This window comes from Chryseobacterium edaphi (assembly GCF_025628985.1).
GTDB classification, from domain to species: domain Bacteria; phylum Bacteroidota; class Bacteroidia; order Flavobacteriales; family Weeksellaceae; genus Chryseobacterium; species Chryseobacterium edaphi.
The window spans coordinates 421,808-443,022 of sequence record NZ_JAOTEM010000001.1; the positions used below are offsets into that span (position 1 = coordinate 421,808).

The 21,215-nt window shown below is 34.9% G+C and carries 13 protein-coding genes and 1 pseudogene; 12 read left to right on the top strand and 2 right to left on the bottom strand.

What is annotated here, in order from left to right:
- The first annotated feature begins 203 nt into the window (after nucleotides 1-203).
- The 4 genes and pseudogenes from NZ698_RS02005 (at nucleotide 204) to NZ698_RS02020 (ending at nucleotide 7,785) form a co-directional block, all read left to right on the top strand.
- On the top strand, nucleotides 204-2,807 hold the full coding sequence (locus NZ698_RS02005; protein ID WP_263001351.1) for a T9SS-dependent M36 family metallopeptidase: 2,604 nt from the start codon (nucleotides 204-206) through the stop codon (nucleotides 2,805-2,807).
- A 188-nt stretch (nucleotides 2,808-2,995) separates the two neighbouring features.
- Entirely contained in the window at nucleotides 2,996-5,614 is a 2,619-nt protein-coding gene (locus NZ698_RS02010; protein WP_263001353.1) for a T9SS-dependent M36 family metallopeptidase, read from the top strand.
- A 114-nt stretch (nucleotides 5,615-5,728) separates the two neighbouring features.
- Nucleotides 5,729-6,712 carry an EamA family transporter gene (locus tag NZ698_RS02015; protein ID WP_263001354.1) on the top strand — a complete coding sequence of 328 codons (984 nt, stop codon included), beginning with the start codon at nucleotides 5,729-5,731 and terminating at the stop codon, nucleotides 6,710-6,712.
- 84 nt (nucleotides 6,713-6,796) lie between these two features.
- Nucleotides 6,797-7,785 (top strand): annotated as a pseudogene (locus NZ698_RS02020) (alpha/beta fold hydrolase).
- Between the two features lie 227 nt (nucleotides 7,786-8,012).
- Here the strand turns inward: NZ698_RS02020 and rplS are convergent.
- Entirely contained in the window at nucleotides 8,013-8,369 is a 357-nt protein-coding gene (gene rplS, locus NZ698_RS02025; RefSeq protein ID WP_007846341.1) for a 50S ribosomal protein L19, read from the bottom strand.
- Between the two features lie 314 nt (nucleotides 8,370-8,683).
- Between rplS and NZ698_RS02030 the strand changes: the two genes are divergently transcribed.
- Together NZ698_RS02030 and NZ698_RS02035 are read left to right on the top strand one after the other, a co-directional pair.
- The gene (locus NZ698_RS02030) at nucleotides 8,684-9,385 is read left to right on the top strand and encodes a CoA transferase subunit A (RefSeq protein WP_263001356.1); all 702 of its coding nucleotides are present in this window, start codon (nucleotides 8,684-8,686) and stop codon (nucleotides 9,383-9,385) included.
- A 173-nt stretch (nucleotides 9,386-9,558) separates the two neighbouring features.
- Entirely contained in the window at nucleotides 9,559-10,212 is a 654-nt protein-coding gene (locus NZ698_RS02035; RefSeq protein WP_263001358.1) for a CoA transferase subunit B, read from the top strand.
- Between the two features lie 267 nt (nucleotides 10,213-10,479).
- Here the strand turns inward: NZ698_RS02035 and NZ698_RS02040 are convergent, their stop codons facing one another.
- The gene (locus tag NZ698_RS02040; protein WP_263001360.1) at nucleotides 10,480-11,289 is read right to left on the bottom strand and encodes a DUF4197 domain-containing protein; all 810 of its coding nucleotides are present in this window, start codon (nucleotides 11,287-11,289) and stop codon (nucleotides 10,480-10,482) included.
- 105 nt (nucleotides 11,290-11,394) lie between these two features.
- Here NZ698_RS02040 and NZ698_RS02045 point away from each other — a divergent pair, with 105 nt between their 5' ends.
- The 6 genes from NZ698_RS02045 (at nucleotide 11,395) to priA (ending at nucleotide 21,164) form a co-directional block, all read left to right on the top strand.
- Nucleotides 11,395-13,635, top strand: coding sequence for a glycoside hydrolase family 20 protein (locus tag NZ698_RS02045; protein WP_263001362.1), 2,241 nt, complete (start codon nucleotides 11,395-11,397; stop codon nucleotides 13,633-13,635).
- A 72-nt stretch (nucleotides 13,636-13,707) separates the two neighbouring features.
- Nucleotides 13,708-14,703 carry an isoaspartyl peptidase/L-asparaginase family protein gene (locus tag NZ698_RS02050; protein ID WP_263001364.1) on the top strand — a complete coding sequence of 332 codons (996 nt, stop codon included), beginning with the start codon at nucleotides 13,708-13,710 and terminating at the stop codon, nucleotides 14,701-14,703.
- 109 nt (nucleotides 14,704-14,812) lie between these two features.
- Nucleotides 14,813-15,475 (top strand): copper homeostasis protein CutC, encoded by a 663-nt coding sequence (locus NZ698_RS02055; protein ID WP_263001366.1) that lies wholly within the window; start codon nucleotides 14,813-14,815, stop codon nucleotides 15,473-15,475.
- Between the two features lie 278 nt (nucleotides 15,476-15,753).
- Nucleotides 15,754-16,131 carry a GxxExxY protein gene (locus NZ698_RS02060; RefSeq protein WP_263001367.1) on the top strand — a complete coding sequence of 126 codons (378 nt, stop codon included), beginning with the start codon at nucleotides 15,754-15,756 and terminating at the stop codon, nucleotides 16,129-16,131.
- Nucleotides 16,132-18,618 (top strand): beta-mannosidase, encoded by a 2,487-nt coding sequence (locus tag NZ698_RS02065; protein WP_263001369.1) that lies wholly within the window; start codon nucleotides 16,132-16,134, stop codon nucleotides 18,616-18,618. It begins immediately after the preceding gene.
- Nucleotides 18,619-18,716: 98 nt separating this feature from the next.
- On the top strand, nucleotides 18,717-21,164 hold the full coding sequence (priA, locus tag NZ698_RS02070; RefSeq protein ID WP_263001371.1) for a replication restart helicase PriA: 2,448 nt from the start codon (nucleotides 18,717-18,719) through the stop codon (nucleotides 21,162-21,164).
- Nucleotides 21,165-21,215: the final 51 nt, after the last annotated feature.

Consider the following 21,215-nt stretch of genomic DNA (forward strand, 5'->3'; position numbering starts at 1 on the left):
TTTTTTTGTTTATAAAATGTGTAAAAAATTTTATATTAACAGAATGTTAAATGTATTTTAAAGGATATTTGTTGAAATTTTAATTTCACAAATATGGGACAATTGTGTTATTGATTTGTAGATGTTGTTATTTTTAATGATTTTTTAAAATAATTTAATTTTGAATGTAATAATTTCATAATTTTGCACTTTTAATAATTTAAATGAAAAAAGTAGCTCTTCCGATTTTATTCGCAATATTTACCACATTGCCTGCTTCAAATTTATTTTCTCAAGAAAATCAGAAACTTATTAATGATTACATAAAGACAAAACAATTACGTGATTATAAAAAATCTGATCTGACGGCTTTTGTAATTGATAATGTTGATAATTCAACTTCCTTAAAAGGAGATATTGTTAAATTTCAGCAAACTTACAAAGGATATCCTGTTTATAATTCTAGTGGAACAGCCCTTATAAAAGACAGTAAGATAGTATATTACACAGATAATTTTGTAAGAGATTATGCACAATCTGCAAACAATACTGCAGTAGTTAATTCATCTCTTGCTTTAAAGAAAATTTCGGACGAATTAAAAAAAGTTGAAATTGCCGATTTTGTTATTTTAGATTTTTCGGCAAAAACGCCTGATCATAAAAAATATGCAAAACAAAGATTAGTATATGTAGAAGATCAAGGTATGTTGAAATTTGCCTACGAATTTTCTTTACGTGAACCCAAATCTCCAAATCTTTGGAATATTCTGATTGATGCAAACTCCGGAGAAATTATAAGAAAAGAAAACCTGAATTTATCATGTAATTTTCATCCCGGTGCATATGGCCATGATCATTCAAACGAAAATTTTATTGGACCGGTAAATAATAATATAAGCAAAATGTCATCTTATCTGCTTCCGGATAATTCTTCATATAACGTTTTTGTATTACCTTTAGAAGCTCCCACTTTCGGCTCAAGATCTATTATCACAAATCCGTGGTTACCGGCTTCATCACCTCAAGGTTGGCATTCTGATGGAACCAATCATTATACGATTACAAGAGGGAATAATGTATATGCGTATGAAGATACAGCAGATATAGATGCTCCCGGATATTCACCGGATGGAGGTGCAACAAGAAATTTTAATTTTCCTTTCATCTTAACGGGTGATCCTTATAATAATATGGACGCATCTATCACCAATTTATTTTATCTGAATAACAGAATTCACGACGTTTTCTATAAATTCGGTTTTACAGAATCTGCCAAAAATTTTCAACAGAATAATTTCGGAAATGGTGGTCTGGGAAATGATTATGTAGAGGCAGAAGGAATGGACGGTGGTGGTATTAATAATGCCAATTTTGGAACTCCATCTGATGGTAACAAGCCATATATGCAGATGTATTTATGGTCACCGGTCAATAGAAATTTCTTCTACAACTCTCCATCTACAGCGGTTTCAAGAGAACCGGTAATTGGAACTGCAGAGTTTGGACCTGCACTTACTGCAAACGGCGTTACGGCAAATGTTCAGTTAGCAAACGTCATAACAGGATGTACAGCCTTAACTGCAGGATCATTAACCGGAAAAATCGGGCTAATTGAAAGAGGAGGATCTACAAGTTGTACTTTTAGTGTAAAAGTTAAGAATGCTCAAAATGCAGGTGCGGTTGCTGCCATTGTTTACAACAATGCTGCTGCTACAAATTTCCCTGCTGTAATGGGTGGAACAGATACTACAATTACAATTCCGTCGGTGTTAATAGGAAATGCTGAAGGTGAATATATTAAAAGTCAACTTGCTACAAATACAGTAGTAAATGTAACTTTAAAAGATGATCCTGCTACCATGATAACTCCGGATGGAAGTTTTGACAACGGTATTGTTACTCACGAATATGGACACGGTATTTCTACCAGATTAACAGGTAATGGCGTTTCTTGTTTACAATCTTCACAAAGTAAAGAGCAAATGGGAGAAGGATGGTCAGATTTTTTTGCATTAATGCTTACTAACAAACCAAATGATAACGCTTCTATAGCTAGAGGGATGGGAACTTACGCAAATGGACAGGCAACAACAGGTGGTGGAATAAGACCGGCAAAATACTCACCGAATTTCTCAATCAACGGCTTCACATATGCAAATACAAACGGATTGCAATACAATAATGGCTCTGCAATAGTTCCGGATGTACATTCAATAGGTTTTATCTGGGCAACAATGCTTTGGGATCTTAATTGGGAATATGTTGCGAAGTACGGTTATTCTTCTGACGTCACTACAAGTACGACAAGTGGTAGTTCGCGAGTTTTGCAGTTAGTTACTGATGCATTAAAAATACAAGCATGTAATCCAACTTTTGTTGATGGAAGAAACGCAATTTTAGCTGCTGAACTAAATACAACTGGAGGCGCAGACAGATGTATGATCTGGAGAGCTTTCGCTAAAAGAGGATTAGGTCTAAATGCATCTGCAGGACTTAAAACAAGTATTACTGACCAGTCAGAAGATTATACTGTTCCTGCTGATTGTATGCTTTCTACAAACGAAGCGTCATCAATTAAAGATAATGCGATTTCAATTTATCCTAACCCGGCGAAAAATGAGTTCTTCATTAATTTCCCGAAGAATACTTTAGGAAAAGTAAATGTTGAAATCTACGATATGTCAGGGAAATTAGTTTCTACAGAAAATAAAATTTCGCCGGATTCTAAAAAAGCGATCTCTACAGGTAATCTTGTGAATGGAACTTATCTTGTAAAAGTAAGTGGTCTTGGAATTAATACGACATCAAAAGTGATTATCAATAAGTAGGATAATTTATAAATTTAAAAAAGGCTGTTTCATGATTGAAACAGCCTTTTTTATTTTAAATGAATTTCCAAAATAATTCTTTATAGAAATCAGATTGATTTTTGATTTACTAAAATGTATTTATTTAAAATATTTGATGCGATTTCACAAAATGTTCATATTTTTATTAAACATTAATAACTAAAGTTATGAATTGCTATCTTATTAATAATATAGAAACAAAAAGCATTAAAATTATTTGTGCGTTTTTTGTTTTACTTCCATACTTAATGTTTTCTCAAAATCAGAAAAGATTAATAACAAATTATTTCCAGACAAAACATATTCAGGATTTTAAAAAAGCAGATTTAATAGATTTTGACATTGATAATATAGACTTCTCAAAATCATTCGATGGAGAAGTCATTAAAATTCAACAAAAATATAATGGATTTCCTATTTATAATGCAGTCGGAACTGCTCTTATTAAAGAGGATAAAATTGCATACTTTTCTGATTCATTCATCAAAAATTACAAGAATTCAACATCAAATATCCCAATATTAAGTAAAGAAAATGCACTTCAAAAAATTGCCATAGTTTTAAATAAAAATGATATATCGAACTATATTATTCTTGAAAATTCTTCTCCAGAGCCAAACCATAAAAAATTTGCAAAACAAAAATTAGTCTTTGTTGAAGTAAATTCAGATTTAAAACTAGCCTATCAATTTTTCCTTCATGAACCACAATCTACCAATTCATGGAATATTTTAGTTGATGCAGATACAGGAGAAATTTTAAATAAAGACAATCTCAATCTATCATGTAGTTTTCATCCGGGAGCTTATAGTCACGATCATTCAGATGAATATTTTAATGAATCTTCAAAAAACGAATTTAAATCATTGAATTTACTTGCGCCAGATAATGCATCTTATAATGTTTTTCCGTTGCCGATCGAAGCTCCTACATTCGGGAACAGATCTTTGCTTACAAACCCCTGGAATTTAACTGCATCTCCGGAAGGATGGCATTCTGATGGTGCAAATCATTACACAATTACCAGAGGAAATAATGTTTTTGCTTATGCAGATACATCAAATACAAACCAGCCCGGATTTTCTCCGGATGGCGGTGTAAGTAGAAATTTTAATTTTCCATTTTCAATCAATGGAACTCCTTCATTTAACCAAAGTGCTTCGATCACCAATTTATTTTATATTAATAACAGAGTCCATGATATTTTTTATCACTTTGGATTTACAGAATCTGCAAGAAATTTTCAACAGAATAATTTTGGAAAAGGTGGAGTAGGAAATGACTATGTTATCGCAGAAGGTCAGGATTCAGGAGAATTAAATAATGCCAATTTCACAACACCCTCCGATGGAAACAGACCTGTAATGCAAATGTATCTTTGGTCAACCGCAAACAGATATTTTTTCTATAATGCTCCTATATCAGCGATTCCACGCATTCCTCAGGCAAGTCCGGCTCAGTTTGGACCACCACTTAACGGAACTGGAGTTACCGGAGATATAGTTTTAGCATCTGTTATCAACGGTTGTACAGCATTACCATCAGGATCGTTGTCAGGAAAAATAGGTCTTATGGAAAGAGGAGGAAGTTCTCAATGTACATTTGCTCTAAAAGTAAAAAATGCACAAAATGCCGGAGCAATTGCCGCAATCATTTATAATAATGCTGCTGCTGCAAATTTCCCTTCATCAATGGGCGGAACAGATACTACTATTACAATTCCGTCAGTTTTGATAACGAATAATGAAGGTGAATTTATTAAGAATCAATTGAATAACGGAGTTACTGTAAATGTAACATTGAAAAGTGATCCAGCAACAGCAGTTACTCCCGACGGAAGTTTTGACAACGGTATCATAACCCACGAATATGGTCACGGAATTTCAAACAGACTCACCGGAAACGGTTATACTTGTCTTTTAAAATCGGCAAGCAAAGAACAAATGGGTGAAGGTTGGTCAGATTTTTTTGCATTAATGCTTACGAATAGTCCAACTGATAACGCAAACGTTCCGAGAAGCGTAGGAACTTATGCAAGCGGACAATCAATTAATGGTGCAGGACTAAGACCGGTAAAATATTCACCTGATTTTTCTGTAAATAATTACACTTATGGCAGAACCAATGGGATGGAAATCGAAGAAGATTCTGAAATTGTTCCCGATGTACACAGAATCGGATTTGTCTGGGCAACAATGCTTTGGGATTTGCATTGGCAATATGCAGAAAAATACGGATATTCTTCTGATGTGACTGCGAATACAACTAATGGAAGTTCACGAGTACTACAACTCGTAACCGACGCTTTGAAATTACAAGCCTGTAATCCAACATTTATAGATGGGCGTAATGCAATTTTATCCGCAGAAATGTTGACAACTAAAGGTGAAAACAGATGCATGATCTGGAAGACTTTTGCTAAAAGAGGATTAGGTCTAAATGCTTCGGCGGGCAACAAAATGGATATTAGTGACCAAGTCGAAGATTTTTCAATTCCAAAAGACTGCACTGATGGAAATTCAAATATCCCAATTGATAGAAGCCAGATCGCAATTTATCCTAATCCTGCCAAAGATGAATTTTTCATTTATTTAAAGGATTTTACAATAGGTAAAGTTTACCTTCAGGTTTATGATATGTCGGGAAAAATGGTTTTATCAGAAGACAGATCTTCGCCGGATTCGAGAATTCCGGTTTCCACAAAAGATTTTGAAAACGGGGTTTATGTAGTGAAATTGCAAGGTCTGGGAATTGACATTACTTCAAAAATTATTATAAAAAAATAACGCTTTAAAATATTAAATAAAATCACTTTAGAATTTCAAAGGTGATTTTATTTAATATACAATCTGACCTTAATAAATTTTTATGTCGTAAATTTGCCGGCTGTAAAAATGGTTATGGAGAAGAAGAATATTTTAAAAGGGGTGATTTTTGTTGGGATTGGAGCAAGTATTTACGGGATGTTGGCGACGTTTGTAAAGATGTCTTACAAAGAAGGTTTTACGACATCGGAGGTGACAACAGCACAGTTTGTCATGGGATTTATAGGATTGTTAATCTTAAATTTTATCCAGACAATTACCTCCAAAAAAGCATTGTCTTCACCGAGTTCAAAAGAATTTAAAATGTTGATGTTGGCCGGAACATCTTTGGGATGTACAAGTTTATTTTATTATATATCAGTACAATACATTAATGTTTCGATTGCGATCGTACTTTTGATGCAGTCGGTCTGGTTTAGTGTTGTGGTCGAAAGTTTTTTAACTAAAAAGTTACCGAATCTCAAAAAAGTGATTTCTGTTTGCATTGTATTATTGGGAACTGTTTTGGCTACAAATCTCATTAATCTTGAAGTGAAAATTGATTGGCACGGCATTTTTTGGGGATTATTGGCGGCAGCTTCATTTACAATGACGATGTTCACTTCCAATACTTTAGCAACCAATTTACCTGTGCTCAGAAAAAGTATCATCATGCTTTCAGGAGGGTCTGTTATCGTACTTTTATTTCTCTTTTTTGCTCAAATTGGCCCTCTTCATTTTGAAGGACTAAGATCTTTTTATCTGAATTTTACGGAAAACACACAGCATATCCGTCCATTTGATTATTCAATATTTTGGACTTACGGATTTATTTTAGCACTCTTCGGAACCATCATTCCACCAATTTTATTTAATCTCGGTTTTCCAAATACAGGTTTGGGTTTAGGAAGCATTATTTCATCTCTAGAACTTCCGGTTTCTGTGACGATGGCTTATGTTTTATTAAGCGAAAAAGTAATCCTCATTCAGTGGATTGGAATTGTTTTAATTCTATTCGCAATTGTTTTAATGAACCTACCTTCAAAAAAAGAAAGGTTTCTAGACAAACAATTGTTCTAAAACTTATAATTAAATTATAAATAACAATGAAAACCGTTTCTTTTGAAGTGGTTTTTTTAAATTTATATCTAAAATCAATTTTTCATGCCAAATTTTAAAAATATTATCACTGGAATATCACTTACGATCACTTCAACGATCGCTTTTTCACAGATAAAACCTCTAGATGCAACACTCTCAAACTATCAATATCCTTTTGAAGTTCATTTTAAAGATTTCAACTCTCAAAAGCAAAATCTAAAAATGGCTTACATGGATGTGAAGCCCAAAACATCGAATGGGAAAACCATCATGCTTCTCCACGGTAAAAATTTTAACGGAGCATATTGGGGAAAAACGGCAAAAGATTTAGCAGATAAAGGTTTTAGGGTGATAATTCCAGACCAGATTGGCTTTGGCAAATCTTCGAAGCCTCAAAGTTATCAGTTTTCATTCGCACAGTTAGCAAGTAACACCAAAGCAATTTTAGATGATTTAAAAATGGATAAACTGATTGTTTTAGGACATTCAATGGGCGGAATGGTTGCAACAAGATTCACTTTAATGTATCCCGAAACCGTTGAAAAATTAATTCTTGAAAATCCGATCGGATTGGAAGACTATAAAGCTTTAGCAAAATATCAAACTGTTGATGAAGCTTATCAGTCAGAATTAAAAAACACCGCAGAAAGCTATAAAAATTATCAGCTTAAATTTTATTACGATAACAAATGGAAAGCAGAATATCAACCGTGGCTTGACTTAATAGCAGGTTGGACTTTGCATAAAGATTATCCGCAAGTCGCCTGGAATTAACGAGTGATATCATCTTCAATCAGCCTGTCGTTTATGAATTTAAAAACATTAAAACGCCAACCTTATTAATTATCGGAACACGAGACAGAACAGCCATCGGAAAAGAACGTGCTCCAAAAGAAATCCAGCCAACTATGGGGCAATATCAGGAATTAGGCAAGAAAACACAACAACAAATTGCAGGTTCAAAACTTGTCGAACTTGAAAACGTAGGACATCTTCCTCACATCGAAGTCTATGATAAATTCTGGAATGCTTTGTATGACTTTATTAAGTAGAATAGAAGCAGTAAGCAGGATGCTGAAAGTTTGCAAAATTGAGAATAAACTTGAAAATGAAGTAATGAAAATTCCCCTCCTTTGGAGGGTTGGATAAATTTTTAAAGAAAATTTAGACGAGGTGGTTTAAAAACACGAATCTCGTTCTACATCAATTAATAATTCCCCCAAAATAAAAAGAGACTGCTAAATTTAGCAGTCTCTCTTCGTATGTGTTGTTGTCTGAATTATTTCTTCTTGTAAGCAGCGTCTTTAATTCTCGCTTTTTTACCTCTAAGGTCTCTGAAGTAGTAAATTCTAGATCTTCTAACTTTACCTCTTCTGTCAACTTCGATTTTTTGAAGAGCAGGCATGTTGATAGGGAAAACTCTCTCTACACCTACATCACCACTCATTTTTCTGATTGTAAAAGTCTTTGTAGAACCTGTTCCTCTCAATTGGATTACAGTTCCTTTGAAGAACTGAGTTCTAGTTTTTTGACCCTCCTTAATCTCGTAATACACAGTGATTGTATCACCAGCTTTGAATTCAGGGAATTCTTTTTTTGTAATGTACTTGTCTTGTACGTACTTTAATAAATCCATTATTAATAAAATAAAATGTGTTACGCTAAGCAACTTACACGGACTTCGTCAGAGGTTGAATAACAGATTGCAAAAATAAAATAAATTTTTCTGTTAGCCAACACTTTACAAAACAATTTTCAAGAATCTTGATTTTATTTCAAACATAAAACAAACAGATCCCAAAAAACTCTCCAACTCTGACACTCTCCAACCCAAAAAGGATGCCGCTTCCATCCCTCACGCAAAATACAGCCTTTCAAATCAAAAGATTACAAAATTGATAAAATTCCCAAAAAAATTGTAATTTCAGACCACAAATTTTAAGCAGTACAATGATAGATAAAAGAGTAAAAAATGCCACTGAAGCGATAAAAGGAATAAAAGACGGAATGACCTTGATGTTAGGCGGTTTCGGTCTTTGCGGAATTCCTGAAAATTCAATCAATGCTTTGGTAGAAAGTGATGTAAAAGATCTTACCTGCATTTCAAACAACGCCGGAGTTGATGATTTTGGTTTAGGATTATTGTTGCAGAAAAAGCAGATCAAAAAAATGATATCTTCTTACGTTGGAGAAAATGCAGAATTCGAAAGACAAATGCTTTCAGGAGAATTGGATGTTGAGTTGACTCCACAAGGAACGCTTGCCGAAAAATGCAGAGCCGCACAAGCCGGAATTCCTGCTTTTTACACACCTGCAGGTTTTGGAACTGAGGTTGCGCAGGGGAAAGAGGTAAAAGATTTCAATGGAAAACCTCATATTTTAGAACACGCTTACGACGCAGATTATTCTATTGTAAAAGCCTGGAAAGGAGATCACGCAGGAAATTTAATTTTCAAAGGATCGGCAAGAAATTTCAACCATCCAATGGCAGGAGCAGGGAAAATTACCATAGCTGAAGTAGAAGAATTAGTTGCTCCGGGAGAATTAGATCCCAATCAGATTCATATTCCGGGAATTATGATTCAAAGAATTTTCCAGGGAGAAAAATTCGAAAAAAGAATTGAGCAGAGAACTGTTAGAAAAAAAGATTAAAAATTATCTACAAAAAGGAATAAATATCTCTTGTGATCTTTGTTGAGTGAAACGCCTTTGCGAACTTAAAAACAGAGTGGAAATTTAAAAAAGATCTTTGCGTCCTTTGCGTTAAAAAAAGATGATAGTCAATTTTGAATTGGCTACATCAACAAATTTTCAAATTAAATTATATGTTAAGTAAAGAAGATATAGCAAAACGTATTGCCAGAGAAGTAAAAGACGGATATTATGTAAACTTAGGAATCGGAATCCCAACTTTAGTGGCAAATTACGTTCCTGACAATCTTTCGGTAGAATTCCAGAGTGAAAACGGAGTTTTGGGAATGGGGCCATTTCCTTTTGAGGGCGAGGAAGATGCAGACGTGATCAATGCCGGAAAGCAGACCATTACTATTTTGGAAGGCGGTTCATTTTTCGATTCCGCATTCAGTTTTGGGATGATCAGAAGCCAGAAAGTAGATTTGACTATTCTTGGAGCTATGGAAGTTTCAGAAAACGGCGACATTGCCAACTGGAAAATTCCCGGAAAAATGGTGAAAGGAATGGGCGGTGCGATGGATCTCGTAGCTTCAGCGGAAAACATTATCGTCGCGATGATGCACGTCAACAAAGCCGGAGAAAGCAAAATCCTGAAAAAATGTACACTACCTCTAACAGGAATTAACTGCGTGAAAAAAGTGGTTACCGAATTGGCGGTTTTAGATGTAACTCCAGCCGGATTCAAGCTCGTTGAAAGAGCTCCCGGAGTTTCCGTAGAACACATCATCAAATCAACAGAAGCAGATTTAATCATTGAAGGCGAAATTCCTGAAATGCAATTCTAAACAAAACGAAAACCTTGTCACACCGACAAGGTTTTTTGTTGAAAACGTTTTTTATCTTACGACCTGAAAACTTTTAGCGTTAAGCAAATTGAAAGAATAAGGCCACTGAGAAAAGTTTTATGTTCGAAGTGCGGCAAAAAATATGTTTTAAAAACTACCTGTAAATCCGCAAAAGTTTAAACTTTTCAGCGCTGGCTCAATTTGTAGCGTCAAAAAGTTTTAAGTCTTGATTTTTTTGTTTCTTTTTTCATCAAGGAAAAAAGAAATTTACCTCCCATCCTGCGCCCCAAAAACCTTCTGCAGAATACTTGTCGTTCTCATCACAGAATTATTTCTGATGCCGCTTTCTTTTTCTGCAACCATTTTGAAAACGCCATTGATGGTTTCGTTGGTAACATATTCGTTCAGATCCGTAGAAACAGCATTTCCTGTCAATGTATTGTATTTAGAAATCAAATTATTCCAGACTTTATCGGCGCCTACTTTTCCTAATGAAGCTTTTACTTTTGGCTGAAAAGCGGTGAATAATTGAGTTTGGGTTTTACTCTGTAAATAATTGGTTGCAGAATTGTCGCCTCCCAACAAGATATTTTTGGCATCAGTAATCGTCATCGACGTGATGGCTTTCGTGAAAATCGGAGCTGATTCAGTCACTGCATCTTCGGCAGCTCTGTTCAGTAATTTTACACCCTGATCCGCTAAACTTCCCAATCCGAATGCGCGGAGTTTGGTATCAATCACTCTTAATTTTTCGGGCATTAAAATTTTTACTGCTTCATTTTTAAGGAAACCATCCTGTACAGCGAGTTTTTTCACACCTTCAGTTACACCCAGATTTAAAGCTTCCTTTAAACCAGATGAGATTTGAGTTGAAGTCAGACTTCCCAAATTGACTGAAGAAGTATTTTTTGTTGGAGTTTGCTGAGTTGTTGCAGGTGAAGTGGTTGTGCTGGTTTTAGGATTGTTTAAATCAACGCCTGTCTGGTTTTTAACCGTAGATTTAATTATATCTAAAATCTGTGCCTGTGCAGAAACCGAAAACAATAATCCGGCTGCCAAAAGAAAAGTTTTTTTCATCATTTAATTTTATACAAAATTAGATGTTTCAAAGCTGAAATAGTTAAATGATAGACTGAATTTTTCAGAAAAGAATTATATTCGCTAAAATCTAAATTCAACCAGATGCAGCGTATTCTTTTGGCCTTTTCTTTATTGATTTCAATGTGTTTTTTTTCTCAAACAAAACTGAATTTAATTCCTTATCCCCAAAAAGTTGAGTTTCTAAAAGGAGAATTTGTTATTCCGGCATCATTTAATTTAAGTAATAATCTTCCTGTTAAAGAGACAGAATATTTAAAAAATAAATTAAAAGTTAAATACAGAAACGCAAAAAATCAGGATGCGCATTTGTTGTATTCCAAACTAGAAAATCAATCAAAACCCAATAACGAGGCGTATTCGATTGAAATTTCTTCCAAACAGATTCATATAAAATCCTACACAGATCAAGGTTACTTTTTAGCACTTCAAACTTTAATTCAGTTATTTGAAACGCAGAAAAACGGAAGAATTCCTACATTAAAAATCGAAGATGAACCTAAATTCGCATGGCGAGGAATGCATCTCGACGTTTGCCGTCATTTTTTCACCGTAGAAGAAGTGAAACAGTACATCGATTATCTGGCAATGTATAAACTCAATACATTTCACTGGCATTTAACCGACGATCAGGGATGGAGAATTGAGATTAAAAAATATCCGAAACTTACACAAATTGGTTCAAAACGTAAAGAATCCATGATTGGAGCTTACGTTGATGATACTTTTGACGGAAAACCTTACGGACCCTATTTTTATACTCAGGAGCAAATTAAAGATGTCGTACAATACGCTCAGGAAAGACACATTACGGTCGTTCCTGAAATTGAAATGCCAGGCCACGCTCTTGCCGCACTTTCTGCGTATCCTGAACTGGCTTGTACAAAAGGACCTTTTGAATCAGCGACAAAATGGGGCGTTTTTGATGATGTTTTCTGTCCGAAAGACGAAACGTTTACTTTTTTGGAAAATGTTTTGGATGAGGTGATTCAGCTTTTTCCTTCGCAATACATTCACATCGGTGGTGACGAATGTCCGAAAACAAGATGGAAGGAATGTGCGCACTGTCAGGCATTAATCAAGAAAAATAATCTGAAAGACGAGCACGGACTGCAAAGTTATTTCATTCAGAGAATTGAAAAGTATGTGAACTCAAAAGGCCGGAAAATTATCGGCTGGGATGAAATTCTGGAAGGTGGATTGGCACCAAATGCTGCAGTAATGAGCTGGACAGGTATTAAAGGTGGAATTGAAGCCGCAAAAACAAATCATTTTGCCGTGATGACGCCGGGTGCATATTGCTATTTTGACCATTATCAGGGCGATCCGCAAACTGAACCTAACGCATTCGGAGGTTTTACACCTTTGGATAAAGTGTATTCGTACAGTCCTATTCCTGCCGAATTGAATGCGGAGCAATCGAAATATATTCTGGGAGTTCAGGCAAATTTATGGACGGAATATATTCTGGATTTCAAACAGGTTCAGTACATGATTTTTCCAAGATTATTTGCACTTTCCGAAGTCGGTTGGGGAACTTCAAAACAAGATAATTATAAGGAATTTGAAAACAGGGTGGTGGAGCATTTTAAAATTTTAGATAAAATGAATATCAACTATGCAAAAAGTATGTACAACATTTCAGGAAAGGTAATTCCTGATAGCAAAGGTGTTTCTTACGAACTTTCAACTTCACAAAATCCAAGCGGAATTAAATTTACGACAGATGGAAGTGAGCCAAAAGCAAATTCTTCCACCTACGAGAATCCGATTCCCGTTTCAAAAGCGATGACGGTGAAATCTGCTTATTTTGAAAATGGTGAATTAAAATCTGCTGTTTCTTCTCAGAATTTTTTTACCTCAAAAACGACCGGAAAAAAAATCACTTTGGAAAATCAGCCGAGCGAAAACTATTCTTTTGGCGGTGCATTTACATTAGTTGACGGAATTATCGGTAACGTAAAGCAGTTGGGAAAAACATGGCTTGGTTTTCAGGGACAAAATGTGGTTGCAACGATTGATTTGGGAGAAAAAATAAATTTCTCAGAAGTTTATTTTAATACATTAGACAACAAAGGAAGCTGGATTCATCTGGCAAAATCTGCGACGGTTTCCATTTCTGATGACGGCAAAACTTTCAAAACCATTAAAGAAATCGGAAAAGAAGAAATTCTTTCTGCAAAAGGTAAAATCAATCTGAAGGTCGGAAATCAACAGGCAAAATTTATTAAAATTAAAATAGAAAACGCAGGAATTATTCCCGCAGGAAATCCAGGAGCAGATTCAAGAGCATGGCTTTTCGTCGATGAAATCGGAGCGAAATAATTCAAGATTCAATATTTAAAATTTAATATTCAAGATTAACCTAAACCTAAACCTTAGCCTTAGCCTCAACCTATGAATTCACGAAGAAAATTTTTAAAAACTACAGGAATATTATCATCCGCATTGCTGCTCAATCCAATGGATTTAATTGCAAAAAAAGTTCCTGAAAATGAAAATTTGTTGCTCAATAAACCGATCGTCCTTTCGACATGGGATTTTGGTTTGAAAGCCAACGAAGAAGCTTGGAAGATTTTAGGAAAAGGCGGAAGAGCGTTGGATGCAGTGGAAAAAGGTGTTCGTTTGGTTGAAAATGACCCGAACGAAAGAAGCGTCGGCTACGGTGGACGCCCCGACAGAGACGGAAGAGTAACGCTTGATGCGTGCATTATGGATGAAAATTACAACATCGGTTCGGTGGCGTGTCTGGAAAATATTAAAAACCCGATTTCTGTAGCGAGAATGGTAATGGAAAAGACACCTCACGTGATGTTGGTAGGTGATGGTGCGTTTCAGTTTGCCATTTCACAAGGTTTTAAAAAAGAAAATATTCTCACAGCAGAATCCGAAAAAGAGTGGAAAGAATGGCTGAAAGACAGTAAATACAAACCCATCGTCAACATAGAAAATCACGACACGATTGGAATGATCGCATTGGATGCTCAGGGAAATCTTTCCGGAGCCTGCACCACGAGCGGAATGGCTTTTAAAATGCATGGCAGAGTAGGCGATTCGCCGATTATCGGTGCTGGTTTGTTCGTCGATAATGAAGTTGGTGCTGCAACGGCAACCGGTCATGGTGAAGAAGTCATCAGAACAGTTGGAACTCATATTGTTGTAGAACTGATGCGACAGGGAAGAAATCCGCAACAAGCCTGTAAAGAAGCGGTTGAAAGGATTGTGAAAATTACTCAGCGAAGAAATAAAAATTTAAAAGATATTCAGGTGGGCTTTATTGCTATTAATAAAAAAGGGGAATACGGTTCATACTGCATTCAGGACGGATTTAATTTTGCCGTTCACGACCAGAAAGGAAACCGTCTGGAGAAACCGGAATTTGCTTTAAAGTAAGGAAAGAGCCAAGTAAAAAGTAAAAAGAGCCAGGTGAAAGATTCTGATCATAAACCCGAATCCCGAATCCTGAATCTCAAATTTCAAACATCAAATCTCAAATCAACCTATGTTTTTAGAAATAGCCACTTTCGATATCACATCCGCTGAAATAGCCTTAAATTCCGTTGCCGATAGAATTGAATTCTGCGCTGACATCAATTCCGGAGGCATTACACCCGACCTTGAAGAATTAAGATACTTAAAAGATAAATATTCAAAACCCATCCACGTAATGATTCGCCCTGTTGGCGGAGGTTTTATGTACAGCGACTCAGAATTTATGCGGATGCAGAGAGATATTATTGAATTTTCAAAAGCGAAGGCTGATGGTTTTGTTTTTGGAATTTTAGATGAAAATCAGGAAATTGATTATGAGAAAAACAGACTTTTGGTTGATCTTGCCAATGGCAAACCCTGCGTTTTTCACCGAGCCATTGACCGAACCAAAAATATTTTCGAATCTGCAGAAAAACTGATTGAATTAGGGTTCAAAGAAATCCTCACTTCCGGCGGAGAAAATTCTGCCATGGAAGGAAAGGAAAATTTAAAAAAACTTATTGAAAACTGTGGCGATGATATTAAAATCTTAATCGGTGGTGGCGTCCGTTCGAATAATATTTCAGAACTGAAAAACGTCACGGACGGGAGATATTTTCATTCTTCAGCCGTGTTGCCGTATGAATCTTTTGCCAATGCTGAGGAGATTAAGAAATTGAAAGTTAATTTGTAGATTTTAAATTATGATTAAACGCAAAGTTTATTATTAAATCTGCATATTTTAAGAAGCAAAGAATGACGGACAAGCCGTCTAAGCTTGAGAATAAATTCACGATAAAAAATATTTTTTGAATTTACGAAAAGAATTAATCTATGAAAATCTTATAGAGCACAGATATTTTCAAGCTTAAGCAACTTGTTTGCTACTCTTTGCCACTTAAATCTTCATAGAGAAAGATAATCTTTGCGTTAATAAAGTACAAGATAAAAGTTAAACAAACATAAACACAAATGACAGAAAACGAATTGTCCTATAAAATTATTGGTGCTGCACTGGAAGTGCATAAGACTTTGGGAGTTGGTCTGCTTGAAAGCGCTTACGAAGTTGCTTTAGCTTATGAGTTAAGAGAACTTGGTTTTGAGGTCAAAAGTCAGGTGGTACTTCCACTAAAATATAAAAGTGAGATAATTGAAAACGCTTACAGAGTTGATTTGATTGTTGAAGATAAAGTAATTATAGAAGTTAAATCTGTATTAGAAATTAATCCCATTTCCTATTCGCAGATTTTGACTTATTTAAAATTAACAAACATCAAACTAGGACTTCTTATTAACTTTAATACACCTTTAATCAAAGACGGAATACACAGAATTGTAAATAAACTATAAATGAACAAAGCCATATTTTTTGCTTTATTTTTCATTCAAACATTTATCAGCGCCCAGTTTTCAGAGCGAAATCTTTCGTCAGAAAAATGGCAGTTTAGGAATGCAAAAGATAATAAATGGCTGACCGCCACAGTTCCGGGAACCGTTCATTTAGATTTGATGGATCATAAAATAATTTCCGATCCGTATAAAGATGAGAATGAAAAAAAAGTGCAGTGGGTTGAAAATGAAGACTGGGATTATCAGACGGTTTTTAAAGTTTCAGATAAAGAATTAGAAAATCAAAATGCCGATTTGGTTTTTCATGGATTGGATACTTTTTCTGAAATTTATTTAAATGGAAAACTGCTGAAAAAGACAGACAACATGTTCAGAACATGGAAAATTCCCGTAAAAAATGATTTGAAAGTTGGAGATAATACGTTGCAGATAAAATTTAAATCTTCTGTCAATGTCGGAAAAGAATTAGCCGAAAAAGTTCCGTTCACCATGCCGGAATCGCCGCGAAGTTTTGTCAGAAAAGCGCAATATCAGTTTGGTTGGGATTGGGGGCCGAGATTGGTTACTGCCGGAATCTGGAAAGTTGTCAAATTGAATTTCTGGAATCATGCAAAACTTGAAAATGTAAAAATAGAACAGAAATCTTTAATAAAGCAAAAGGCAGATTTAATAATTCATGCAGAAATTTTTGCAGAGAATGAAGGTAAATATAGTTTTACAACAGATATAGCAAATCATGATATTTTTCTGAAAAAAGGTTTAAACAAAATTTCAGTTCCATTTAAAATTGAAAATCCACATTTCTGGCAACCGAACGGATGGGGAAAAGCAATGACTTATGTTTTAAAATTTGCGTTAAAAAAGGATGCTCAAATTATTGATCAAAAAGATGAGACAATTGGATTAAGAACCATTGAATTAATTCAGGAAAAAGACGAAAAAGGAAAATCTTTTTATTTTAAAGTCAATGGAAAACCGATGTATGCAAAGGGAACCAACTGGATTCCGTCTGATAGTTTCACACCGAGAATTACGAAAGAAAAATATCAAAAACTCATCAAAGACTGCAAAGATGCCAACATGAATATGATTCGTATTTGGGGTGGCGGAATTTATGAAGATGATGAATTCTACAAGGCCTGTGACGAAAACGGAATTCTCGTGTGGCAGGATTTTATGTTTGCCGGAAGTTTTTATCCTTCAGATGAAGATTTTTTAAATAATGTAAAAGAGGAAGTCAAAGATCAGGTCAACCGGCTTCAAAATCATCCGTCCATCGCTTTGTGGTGTGGGAATAATGAAATTGACGAAGCGATCGTCAACTGGGGTTATCAGAAACAGTTCAAATATTCAAAAGAAGATTCTCTTCAGGTCTGGAAAGATTATAAAAAAGTTTTTCATGAGGTTATTCCAAATGCTTTGAAGGAAAATTTAACTTCAGAAAAAAATATCTACTGGCCGACTTCGCCATCAATCGGTTGGGGACACAAAGAAAGTTTAACCGAAGGCGATTCTCATTACTGGGGCGTTTGGTGGGGCGAATTTCCGTTTGAAATTTACAACGAAAAAGTCCCGAGATTTGCCTCAGAGTACGGTTTTCAGGGAATGCCAAGTCTGGAAGCGGTGAAATCTATGTTTTCAGGAAAACCTGATTTAAGTTTAGAAAATTCAACCATCAAGGCGCACGAAAAAAATGCCCGTGGTTTTCATATCATTAATGAATACATGAAGCGGGATTACGTGGTTCCAAAAGATTTTGTAAAATACAATTACGTTTCACAACTGCTTCAGGCCCGTGGAATGAAGATTGCCATAGAAGCCCACCGCCGCGCTAAACCTTATAACATGGGAACTTTATATTGGCAGTTAAACGATTGCTGGCCGGTGATTTCATGGTCATCGATTGATTATCTGGGAAACTGGAAAGCACTGCATTATCAAGTGAAAAGAAGTTATGAAAATCAGGTGATTTTAACGGAAGAAATAGATGGTTTTTTGAACTTTTACGCCATTAATGATGAATTAAAAAAGTTTGACGATATAAAAGTAGAAATTCAGATTGTTGATTTTAAGGGGAAAATTTTAAATGATTTAACTACGGTTCAGAATGGAAATACATTGGAGGGAATAGCAAAGATTGATCATATAGAAGTTAAAAATTTAATAAAAAATTCCAATAAAAATGAAGTCTTTTTAAAATTGATTTTAAGAGATATCAATAAAAAAATCATTGCAGAAAATCTTCATTTCTTCGCAAAACCAAAAGATTTAAAACTGACCAAACCCAATATTCAAATAAAAAAAATATCTTCTACAGAAATTGAAATCTCCACCGATGTTCTGGCAAAAAATGTTTATTTAATGGGCGACACCCATTTTTCTGACAACTTTTTTGATCTGCTGCCAAAAACTTCAAAAAGAATAAAGCTTTCAAAGCCTGTAAAAAAAATCGAGTCAATGAGTCTTTGGGAAACAATGAATCCGTAAATTCATTAGTGATTTGGTTATCAGACAAGATCAGAATCAACGACAAAAAAATTGCAATTCTCTTTAGAAACAATTAATTTTACATTTTAATTTTCCCTTTGCAATACGCTCAAATAATTTTACCCCTCAATTTAAAAGGAACTTTCACCTACAAAGTTCCGGAAGAACTGGATTCAAAAATTCAGGAAGGAATGCGTGTTCTCGTACCTTTTGGCGGAAAAAAAATTTATACCGGAATTGTTTTTGAGCTGCACGATTTGGCACCGGAAGATTTTATTGCAAAAGAAGTCATCAGTATTTTAGATGATTATCCGATTGTCCCTTCACAACAGATCAACTTTTGGAACTGGCTTTCAAACTATTATCTCTGCAATCTGGGTGAAATTTACCGTTTTGCTTTTCCGTCTTCTTTAAAACTGGAAAGTGAGACGTATTTAAAGCTAAAACCAAATGCAGTCATTGAATTTGAAAACCTGGATGTCAACGAGATGTATCTTATTCAGGCTTTGGAAGTTCGCCAGTTAATTAATTTGACTGATATTGAAGCATTTATCCCCAAAAAAGAAATCATCAAAACCATCAATTCTCTTATAGATTTACAATATATTGAAATTGATGAAAAAGTTGCTGAAAAATACAAAGCCAAGGAAGTTGCGTATGTAAAAGTGAAAGATGAGGTTTTGGTAAATCAGAATCTAACAGAAATTCTTTTGCAACTTAACAGAGCCAAAAAGCAGAAAGAACTGTTCTTAAATATTATAGAAAAACAAACCGAAAATCCTGATTTACACATTAGAAAGTCAGAACTCTTTGAGGACGGATATTTTGGAAGTTCTCATTTTAAAGCTTTGGCCGATAAAAATTTGGTGGAAGAATATTACCTTCAGAAAGACAGAATCGAAAGCTACGAAGGCGAAATTGAAGAAATAGAAGAACTTTCAGAAGCACAGAAAGAGGCAAGAATCGAAGTTGACGAAGCGTTTGAAGAAAAGAAAAATGTTCTTCTTCATGGTGTCACATCATCCGGAAAAACACATATTTATTTAGAGAAAATTGAAGAATGTATCAATGAAGGTAAAAATGTTTTGTTTTTACTTCCGGAAATTTCTTTAACGAAACAGATCACTCAAAGATTAGAAAAAAAATACGGTCGACAGCTTGGTTTCTATCATCAGAAACTCACTGATTTTGAAAAAGTTGAGGTCTGGAGAAGAATTAAAAATAATGATATTAAAATTCTCATTGCCACGAGAAACGCTTTATTTCTGCCCTATCAGAATTTAGGACTGATCATTGTTGACGAAGAGCATGATTCTGCTTACAGACCGAGAGAAGTTTCACCTTTTTTCAATGCAAAAGATGCAGCTTTGGTTTTGGCAGGTTTCTATGATGCAAGAGTTATTTTGGGATCTGCGACGCCTTCTGTTGAGAGTTATTATTTAGCCAGAAAAGAAAAATTACAATATGTTTTCCTGAATGAAAGATTCGGGAGTGTGAAATTGCCTGAATTTGAACTGATTAACTTTAAAGAAGCGCAGGATTCCAAAAAAGTTTCCGGGAATTTTTCTTTGCAGTTGATTGATGAAATTAAGAAAACTTTAGACGAAAAAAATCAGACGATCATTCTTCACAACCGTCGCGGTTATGCAAGTGTCATAGAGTGTGAGACCTGTGGTTACGTCAATTACTGCTCAAACTGTGATGTTGTTCTGACTTATCATAAAGCTGCCAACGAAATGAAATGTCATTATTGTGGTCAGAGAGCTTCGAAACCAAAAACCTGTCCGAAATGTCATTCTGAAAATTTAAATGAAAGAGGAGTCGGTGTCGAGCAAATTCATGAAGAAATTTCAAAAATTTTCCCTGAAAACGAAGTCGATAGAATGGATGTTGATTCGATGCGGAAGAAATTTGCTTACGAGAAATTATACGAGAAAATTGAAGATCGTGAAACCGATATTGTTGTTGGTACACAAATGATTTCTAAGGGTTTAGATTTTGACCATATTGAGTTGGTAGCAATTCCCAAGGCTGATTCTATGTTGTATGTTCAGGATTTCAGAGCAGAGGAACGAGCTTATCAATTAATTACCCAAGTTTCCGGAAGAGCGGGAAGAGTTTCCGGAAACGGTAAAATTTTAATTCAGACTTATAATCCTGATCATTCTGTTTTTCAGTTGATTAAGATGAATAATGTCACAAAAATTTATAAATATTTTCTCACAGAACGACAAAAATTTCATTATCCGCCTTTCACCAAATTGATTATGATTGAATTGAAGCACATTAAAGACGATAAAGTTAACCGTGCTTCCCAGTTTTTAGGTTCAATTTTAAGAAAATATTTGCCTGAAGACTGTATTCTCGGTCCTGAAAGAGCTCAGATTGCAAGACTGAATAATCTATATCAGTTTCAGATCTTACTGAAGCTTCCAAGAGGTAAAAACTATGAGAAATTTAAAAATCTTGTATTATTAAGTTTGAAAGAATTTGACGAAATCACTGCGTATCAAAGTATTAAAAAAGAGGTTTTTGTGGATTTTTAACAATTTTTAACAAACTTTATGTGGTTTTATTATACTTTTATAGACTGCATT

Bases quoted from the DNA above. Each gene is read 5' to 3' on its own strand.
- NZ698_RS02005 (WP_263001351.1), top strand. From the start codon at position 204: ATGAAAAAAGTAGCTCTTCCGATTTTATTCGCAATATTTACCACATTG.
- NZ698_RS02010 (WP_263001353.1), top strand. From the start codon at position 2,996: ATGAATTGCTATCTTATTAATAATATAGAAACAAAAAGCATTAAAATT.
- NZ698_RS02015 (WP_263001354.1), top strand. From the start codon at position 5,729: ATGGAGAAGAAGAATATTTTAAAAGGGGTGATTTTTGTTGGGATTGGA.
- rplS (WP_007846341.1), bottom strand. From the start codon at position 8,369: ATGGATTTATTAAAGTACGTACAAGACAAGTACATTACAAAAAAAGAA.
- NZ698_RS02030 (WP_263001356.1), top strand. From the start codon at position 8,684: ATGATAGATAAAAGAGTAAAAAATGCCACTGAAGCGATAAAAGGAATA.
- NZ698_RS02035 (WP_263001358.1), top strand. From the start codon at position 9,559: ATGTTAAGTAAAGAAGATATAGCAAAACGTATTGCCAGAGAAGTAAAA.
- NZ698_RS02040 (WP_263001360.1), bottom strand. From the start codon at position 11,289: ATGAAAAAAACTTTTCTTTTGGCAGCCGGATTATTGTTTTCGGTTTCT.
- NZ698_RS02045 (WP_263001362.1), top strand. From the start codon at position 11,395: ATGCAGCGTATTCTTTTGGCCTTTTCTTTATTGATTTCAATGTGTTTT.
- NZ698_RS02050 (WP_263001364.1), top strand. From the start codon at position 13,708: ATGAATTCACGAAGAAAATTTTTAAAAACTACAGGAATATTATCATCC.
- NZ698_RS02055 (WP_263001366.1), top strand. From the start codon at position 14,813: ATGTTTTTAGAAATAGCCACTTTCGATATCACATCCGCTGAAATAGCC.
- NZ698_RS02060 (WP_263001367.1), top strand. From the start codon at position 15,754: ATGACAGAAAACGAATTGTCCTATAAAATTATTGGTGCTGCACTGGAA.
- NZ698_RS02065 (WP_263001369.1), top strand. From the start codon at position 16,132: ATGAACAAAGCCATATTTTTTGCTTTATTTTTCATTCAAACATTTATC.